Source organism: Klebsiella planticola ATCC 33531 (genome assembly GCF_000735435.1).
Classification (GTDB): domain Bacteria; phylum Pseudomonadota; class Gammaproteobacteria; order Enterobacterales; family Enterobacteriaceae; genus Klebsiella; species Klebsiella planticola.
Genome location: NZ_JMPP01000006.1, coordinates 102944 through 109652, shown reverse-complemented (window position 1 = coordinate 109652; position 6709 = coordinate 102944). Strand labels below are relative to the sequence as shown.

Below are 6709 nucleotides of genomic sequence, written 5' to 3'. Positions count from 1 at the left end.
CCCGCCAGCATGCCGACTAATCCCCCGGCTACCAACACGACCAGTGCTTTTACCAGCAGCGTGCTGGATTCCGCCTGCAGAATTTTCAGCAGCGGGAGCGCCAGAATGAGCAGCAGCACGGCGGCAATCACCATCACGTTGCGGCGTCCCCATTTATCGCTGAGTATCCCGGCGGGCAGAATGGTGATGGCGAAGCCGATATTGGAGATTACCGCAATCAACAGCGCCTGATTAAACCCGGTATGCAGCGAGGATTGCAGATAGGCGGGCATGATAACCAGGTAGGTATACCCGGCGGCGGACCAGACCATCAGGCGGCCAATGCCGGTCATGATGGCTTTTAGCGTATGGCTGAGGTTTGCGCTGGCCTGCGGTTGTTGCTGCTTCTGCTGGCGCAGGAACCCCGGCGTCTCTTCCATCTTCACCCGTAGCCAGAGCGCCACGCCCCCCATCGGTATGGCGAGGAAGAAGGGGAGGCGCCAGCCCCAGGCGTACAGCTCCTCCGGGCTCAGAACGGCTGAAATCAGAGCCACAATGCCCGCTCCTGCCAGCAGCCCTAATGCCACGGTAAAGGATTGCCAGGCGCCATACAGCCCGCGTTTTCCGCGTGGGGCGAACTCGGTCATCAGCGATACCGCGCCGCCATATTCACCGCCGGCAAACAGGCCCTGAAGAATGCGCAGTCCCGTCAGAATCAGCGGCGCGGCAATGCCGATACTGGCATAAACCGGCACCAGACCAATGGCCGTCGTCGCCAGAGTCATCATCACCAGCACGATAATCAGCGTGGGTTTACGGCCAATACGATCGCCGATCCGACCAAAAATAATGGCGCCTAACGGGCGGAAGAAGAAAGCGATAGCGAACGAAGCGTAGGTCAGGATCAGGCCGGTCAGCGGCGCTTCCCCTGCAAGCTGAAAGAAGTTGCGGGCGATAACCGTCGCCAGAAAGCCATATACCGCGAATTCGTACCATTCAATAAAGTTGCCGATAGAGCCGGCGATCAGCGCGCGCTTATGCGCGCCCATTGTCGTTGTTACGGTCTGCATAAATCATCCTGACATGAGCAAAAAAGTCACAATTGAATAAACTATTCCATACATTTTCTATTATGAAATTTAAAATTCCTGTGGCTGTGATGGGGTTCACGAAGGGGCAGATGGTTTATTTGTGACCGGACTCGCGGGCGATGTCCGGCGAGGGTAGCCATACTGAATAATCATGCCAATGACGCAAGGAGACAGTATGGCCTGGCAAACGCATACCGTGTTCAATCAGCCTGCGCCGCTGATGAACAGCAATTTATTTCTGTCGGATAGTGCGCTACGTGAAGCCGTAACGCGCGAAGGGGCTGGATGGGACAGTGATTTACTGGCCAGTATCGGCCAGCAGCTGGGGGCGGCGGAGTCGCTGGAGCTCGGGAGACTGGCGAACAGTAATCCGCCGGAGCTGCTGCGCTACGATGCGACCGGTACCCGGCTTGATGATGTCCGGTTTCACCCTGCCTGGCACTTGTTGATGCAGGGGCTGTGTGCAAACCGGGTGCATAACCTTGCCTGGCAGGAGGATGCCCGTGCAGGCGCCTTTGTCGCGCGCGCCGCCCGCTTTATGCTGCATGCGCAGGTGGAAGCGGGGACGCTGTGTCCGATAACCATGACTTTTGCGGCTACGCCACTGTTACAGCAGGCGCTACCCAAACCTTTTAGCGACTGGCTGTCCCCTTTACTGAGCGACCGCTACGATCCGCATCTGGCGCCGGGCGCTCAGAAACGTGGTGTCTTAATTGGTATGGGGATGACGGAAAAGCAGGGGGGATCTGATGTGCTGATCAATACCACCCGGGCGGAAAAAACCGCCGAAGGCTTTTATCATCTGGTCGGTCATAAATGGTTTTTCTCGGTTCCGCAAAGCGATGCGCATCTGGTTCTCGCTCAGGCGCCGGACGGGCTCTCCTGCTTTTTCGTACCCCATTTGCTTCCCGACGGTCAGCGCAATGCGCTGCATCTGGAGCGGCTGAAAGATAAGCTCGGCAACCGCTCGAATGCCAGCAGCGAAGTCGAGTTCTTTGAAGCCTGCGGCTGGCTGGTGGGCGAAGAGGGCGATGGCGTTCGGCAAATCCTCAAAATGGGCGGGCTCACCCGTTTCGACTGTGCGCTCGGCAGCCACGCATTAATGCGTCGGGCCTATTCGGTGGCGCTCTATCATGCGCTGCAGCGCCAGGCATTCGGTAAGAATCTGGTCGATCAGCCGATGATGCGGCAGGTGCTGGGCCAGATGGCGCTGCGCCTTGAGGGGCAGACCGCCTTTCTATTCCGTCTGGCGCGGGCGTGGGATAGCCGTGATGATGCCAGAGAGGTCCTCTGGGCCCGCTTATTTACGCCGGCGGCGAAGTTTGCGATCTGCAAATCCGGGATCCCATTTGTCGCTGAGGCGATGGAGGTGCTGGGCGGGATTGGCTACTGTGAAGAGAGCGAGCTGCCGCGGCTGTATCGTGAGATGCCGGTCAATAGCATCTGGGAAGGCTCAGGCAATATCATGTGCCTGGACGTGATGCGAGTACTGGGTAAACATCCGGCGGCGCTGGAGCTGCTGGCCGCAGAGTGCGCAGAGGTGAAAGGGCAAAACCGCCATTTCGACCGTACGTGGCGGCAGTTGCAACAGCTGCTACGGCGGCCTGCGGAAGAGCAGGGCAGAGAGATAGCCCGCCGGGTTTATATGCTCGGCGTCGGTGCGCAGATGCTACGCTACGCCTCGCCGCCGCTGGCGGAGGCCTGGTGTCGCATGATGCTCGACACGCGCGGCGGTATGCGGCTGGATGAGCCGACGCTGGAGGATTTACTGCTACGTGCGATGGGGCGTGGACGTCAGGCGCCTCAGGCGTAAAGAATGGCCTGGACTCGCCAGTTATCCGGCTGCTGATCCTCGTACATCTGGACGATGCGATACCACGATGCGCCTTGTTCATCGGCCTTTACGGCGATGGCATGCTCAACGTCCTGCTGGCTACCGGCAATATTATTGACCGAGATCAGGCCAATTTCATTGAGGCCGGTGACGCAGTCCGCGCTGGCGAATTCCGCTGACTGTGCGGAGGTGTTTGCTGTTGCTGTGGTCAGCAGCAGCGCAGGTAGGGTAAAAGATCGTTTCATCGTCAGCTCCATTTCACGTAGTCCCGAGGGCAGTCCGTTGCTAACGTCCTGCCAGGTTGGCTGGCCGAACGTTATTATGCACAGGAGAACGTGAATGGACGCAAAGCAGTGTAAAACTGTCTAAAAGACGGTGTACCGCTATTTACGGTACAGAATCGCTTGCGAATACCACTGGCCGGGAACCATGGTGTCATCAATCATGATGATGACGTAGTAATCCGCTTTAGCCGTTTCTGCTTTCGTTTTCAACGCCGCTTCGACATCCATCGGCGAACCGTACATCAACACGCTCACCGTCCCCATTTTCTGTAGCCCAGTCGTCTGGTTACGGTGAATCTCTTGCGGATGGTCGGTTGCGGGTGGCGGGGCTTCTGGCGTCCCCTGCAGGGCACTACAACCGCTCAGTGCGATAGCCAGAAACCACGGTGTTAACCTGCGCATAACCATATCTCGTTTCCTGATAGTCATAGTGTAGTGGTAGCCTGAATGTCATTTCCGGGGAATGTTCCCGAAGTGTTATCTCTGACGCGATTTTCGAATGAAAATATCGTGAAAGCGTAACCGAGTTCTCAACATTATGAATCATGGCGAACCTGGTTTCTTGCTGAATATATCAGCCCATGACACACCGCGACCTGAGTGAAAGGAGATGGTCAATGATTGCTCTCGAAATACGTCGTCTGGCGGGAGGCGAAGTGCTACATGCCTGCCCGCAATATGCGCTGGATAAGCCGTTGCCCTGTATCATCTTTTATCACGGTTTTACCTCGTCGAAGCTGGTGTACAGCTACTTCGCCGTGGCGCTGGCGGAAGCCGGGTTTCGGGTCATTATGCCCGATGCACCGGAACATGGTGCACGTTACGAGGGCGATGAACGCGGGCGGATGCAGCGCTTCTGGCCGATTTTACTGCAAAATTTTGCCGAATTTCCGGCCTTGCGCGAGGCGGTTATCGGGCAGGGGTGGGTTGAAGGGGAGAGGCTGGCGGTCGCCGGGGCATCGATGGGCGGCATGACGGCGTTGGGGATAATGACCCATCATCCGGATATAAAAAGCGTCGCCTGCCTGATGGGCTCCGGTTATTTTACGCAGCTGTCACAGCATCTGTTTCCTTCGCCCGCCGTCAGTGCCGAACAGCTGGCGGAATGGGACGTCTCCCGTCAGCTCGACACCCTGGCTAACCGACCGCTATTGCTCTGGCACGGTGATGAAGACGATGTGGTTCCGCCCGATGGCACGTTCCGGCTTCAGCAGGCGCTGCAGCAAAACAATCTGGACGCTCACCTGACGTGCGTCTGGCAAAAAGGGGTTCGCCACCGGATAACGCCGGAGGCGTTAGCGGCGACGGTGGAATTTTTTCAACGTCACCTTTAAACGCGAATCACCTTAACACCCTGATCCTCAAGTTGCTTGAGGATCGCCTCATCCGCCTGTTTACCGGTAATCACCAGGTCGATTTGCCCGGCCTGGCTAAAGAGCATTCCGGCGCGTTCGCCGACTTTGCTGCTGTCGACCAGGACCGCGAGTTTGCCGACGACGTTAAGCATTTTTTGCTCCGCCATCGCCGTCAGCATATCGGTTTTATACAGCCCTTCGGCGGTCAACCCTTTGCCGCTGGTGAACATCCAGTGCCCGGCATACAGGCTGTTTTCGCTGCCCTGCGGGCTCAGGGTGATAGAGTGGCTGCGGTTATACTGCCCGCCCATAATGATGACGCTGTCGTGTTCCTGATCGATCAGATAGTTGGCCAGCGGCAAATAGTTGGTGATGATCTGTACCGGTTTGCCGCACAGCTCCTGCCCAAGCAGGAATGCGGTAGAGCCGCAGTTAATGACGATGCTTTCGCCAGGGTTGACCAGCTGCGAAGCCGCACGCGCAATCCGTACCTTCTCATCATGGTTTTGCGCCTGGTGAATATTCATTGGCGACCAGCGCGGGCGCTGCTCGCTGATGGCTTCCGCGCCGTTGCGAACTTTTTTCAGCCTGCCGCTTTCGTCGAGTTTGTTGATATCGCGTCGTGCCGTCGCCGGAGAAATTCCCAGCCGGGAAATCACCTGCTCCACGGTGACAAATCCCGTTTGTGCCAGCAAATCCAGTAAAATTTGATGTCTTTGCGCTTCCGTCATGAGCAAATCCGATTAAAAGTGATAAGCAAAGATGATATTTGAAATCAGGTGAAAATACTAATGCTGACGGGGATAATTTCCGGCGGGCGGTCCCGCCGGAGAAGCCTTACAGGAACGACTTAAAGGGCAGGTCCGGTTCCATCGTGAAGCAATCGTCGAATCCGCGCGGATAATGGTATTCGAAGTTGTCTTTATCCAGCGGCCAGGTGAATTTTCCGCCCACCTGCCAGATGAAAGGCTTAAAGCCATACTGCAGACGATCTTTTTTCATCTCCCACAAAACGCGGATTTCCTGCGGATCGGCCTGGAAGTTTGACCAGATATCGTGATGGAACGGGATCACCACTTTAGCATTCAGCGACTCGGCCATGCGCAGGATATCGGCGCTGGTCATTTTGTCGGTGATACCGCGCGGGTTCTCGCCATAGGAGCCCAGCGCCACGTCGATCTGGTATTCGTTACCGTGCTTCGCGTAGTAGTTGGAGTAGTGGGAATCGCCGCTATGATACAGGTTGCCGCCCGGCGTTTTGAACAAATAGTTCACCGCGCGCTGATCCATTCCGTCCGGCAGTACGCCTGCGGCTTTTTGATCCGCAGGTAAGGTGATCAGGGCCGTACGGTCAAAAGCGTCAAGCGCGTGGATTTCAACATCTTTTATTTTAACCACATCGCCCGGTTTCATCACGATACAGCGCTCTTTCGGAACGCCCCAGCCCATCCACAGGTCGATGCAGGTTTGCGGGCCGATGAACGGCACGTCCTCGGCGCAGTTCTGCATGACCGCGGCGGCCACGTTTACATCAATATGATCGTTATGATCGTGGGTGGACAGTACGGCGTCGATCTGGCGAATAGAGAACGGATCGAGAACAAACGGGGTGGTGCGCAGGTTTGGCTGGAGCTTCTTCACGCCGGCCATACGCTGCATCTGGTGGCCCGTTTTCATCAGCGGGTTCCCGTGGCTTTGCTTGCCGGTGCCGCACCAGAAATCGACGCAGATATTGGCTCCGCCTTCGGATTTCAGCCAGATGCCCGTACAACCCAACCACCACATGGCAAAGGTGCCCCGCGCAACCTGCTCTTGTTCAATTTCTTCGTTCAGCCAGCTACCCCACTCCGGAAAAGTGTTCAGGATCCATGATTCGCGGGTGATGGTTTGTACTTTACTCATTTATTTTTCCCTCACATATTATCAAATGTAATCACAATGTGATTTGTTTTGACGAATACTGGCACCATTTGTTCAGCATTGCAATCCTGAAATTTGCCCTTCATGAGAGGAATGGTGGAGGGTAAAAGAGAAGGATGCTGACTTTATGATATGGGTTTTATTTTATTTTATTGATTTAAATGTACTATTTTTCATTTTGTAAAAATGAGAATTAATACGATGACGGATTGTGTGATTATTTGCGGTGTGCATCACATTTAATCA

General features: G+C 55.7%; 7 protein-coding genes. 2 read left to right on the top strand and 5 right to left on the bottom strand.

Going from position 1 to position 6709, the window contains the following annotated elements:
* Positions 1-1049 (bottom strand): MFS transporter (locus GRPL_RS23080; protein ID WP_032698328.1); only part of this gene is annotated, 1049 nt, incomplete at its 3' end.
* 196 nt (positions 1050-1245) lie between these two features.
* Between GRPL_RS23080 and GRPL_RS23085 the strand changes: the two genes are divergently transcribed.
* Positions 1246-2883: an isovaleryl-CoA dehydrogenase gene (locus GRPL_RS23085; protein ID WP_032698326.1), complete on the top strand. Its 1638-nt coding sequence runs from the start codon at positions 1246-1248 to the stop codon at positions 2881-2883.
* On the opposite strand, the gene yjfN is transcribed toward GRPL_RS23085, so the two are convergent.
* Together yjfN and bsmA are read right to left on the bottom strand one after the other, a co-directional pair.
* A complete protein-coding gene (yjfN, locus tag GRPL_RS23090; protein ID WP_047663823.1) occupies positions 2874-3149 on the bottom strand; it encodes a DUF1471 family protease activator YjfN in 276 nt (91 codons plus the stop codon). The genes GRPL_RS23085 and yjfN overlap by 10 nt on opposite strands.
* A gap of 138 nt (positions 3150-3287) precedes the next feature.
* On the bottom strand, positions 3288-3596 hold the full coding sequence (gene bsmA, locus GRPL_RS23095) for a biofilm peroxide resistance protein BsmA (RefSeq protein ID WP_032689819.1): 309 nt from the start codon (positions 3594-3596) through the stop codon (positions 3288-3290).
* Positions 3597-3805: 209 nt separating this feature from the next.
* Between bsmA and yjfP the strand changes: the two genes are divergently transcribed.
* A complete protein-coding gene (yjfP, locus tag GRPL_RS23100) occupies positions 3806-4522 on the top strand; it encodes an esterase (protein ID WP_032698324.1) in 717 nt (238 codons plus the stop codon).
* On the opposite strand, the gene ulaR is transcribed toward yjfP, so the two are convergent.
* Positions 4519-5274 (bottom strand): HTH-type transcriptional regulator UlaR, encoded by a 756-nt coding sequence (gene ulaR, locus GRPL_RS23105; protein ID WP_032697157.1) that lies wholly within the window; start codon positions 5272-5274, stop codon positions 4519-4521. The genes yjfP and ulaR overlap by 4 nt on opposite strands.
* Before the next feature lie 106 nt (positions 5275-5380).
* Complete coding sequence (ulaG, locus tag GRPL_RS23110) at positions 5381-6445, bottom strand: L-ascorbate 6-phosphate lactonase (protein ID WP_032698323.1); 1065 nt, start codon at positions 6443-6445, stop codon at positions 5381-5383.
* Between the last annotated feature and the right edge of the window lie 264 nt (positions 6446-6709).

Coding starts and splice junctions, on each gene's coding strand:
- GRPL_RS23085 (WP_032698326.1), top strand. CDS start 1,246: ATGGCCTGGCAAACGCATACCGTGTTCAATCAGCCTGCGCCGCTGATG.
- yjfP (WP_032698324.1), top strand. CDS start 3,806: ATGATTGCTCTCGAAATACGTCGTCTGGCGGGAGGCGAAGTGCTACAT.
- ulaG (WP_032698323.1), bottom strand. CDS start 6,445: ATGAGTAAAGTACAAACCATCACCCGCGAATCATGGATCCTGAACACT.
- ulaR (WP_032697157.1), bottom strand. CDS start 5,274: ATGACGGAAGCGCAAAGACATCAAATTTTACTGGATTTGCTGGCACAA.
- yjfN (WP_047663823.1), bottom strand. CDS start 3,149: ATGAAACGATCTTTTACCCTACCTGCGCTGCTGCTGACCACAGCAACA.
- bsmA (WP_032689819.1), bottom strand. CDS start 3,596: ATGGTTATGCGCAGGTTAACACCGTGGTTTCTGGCTATCGCACTGAGC.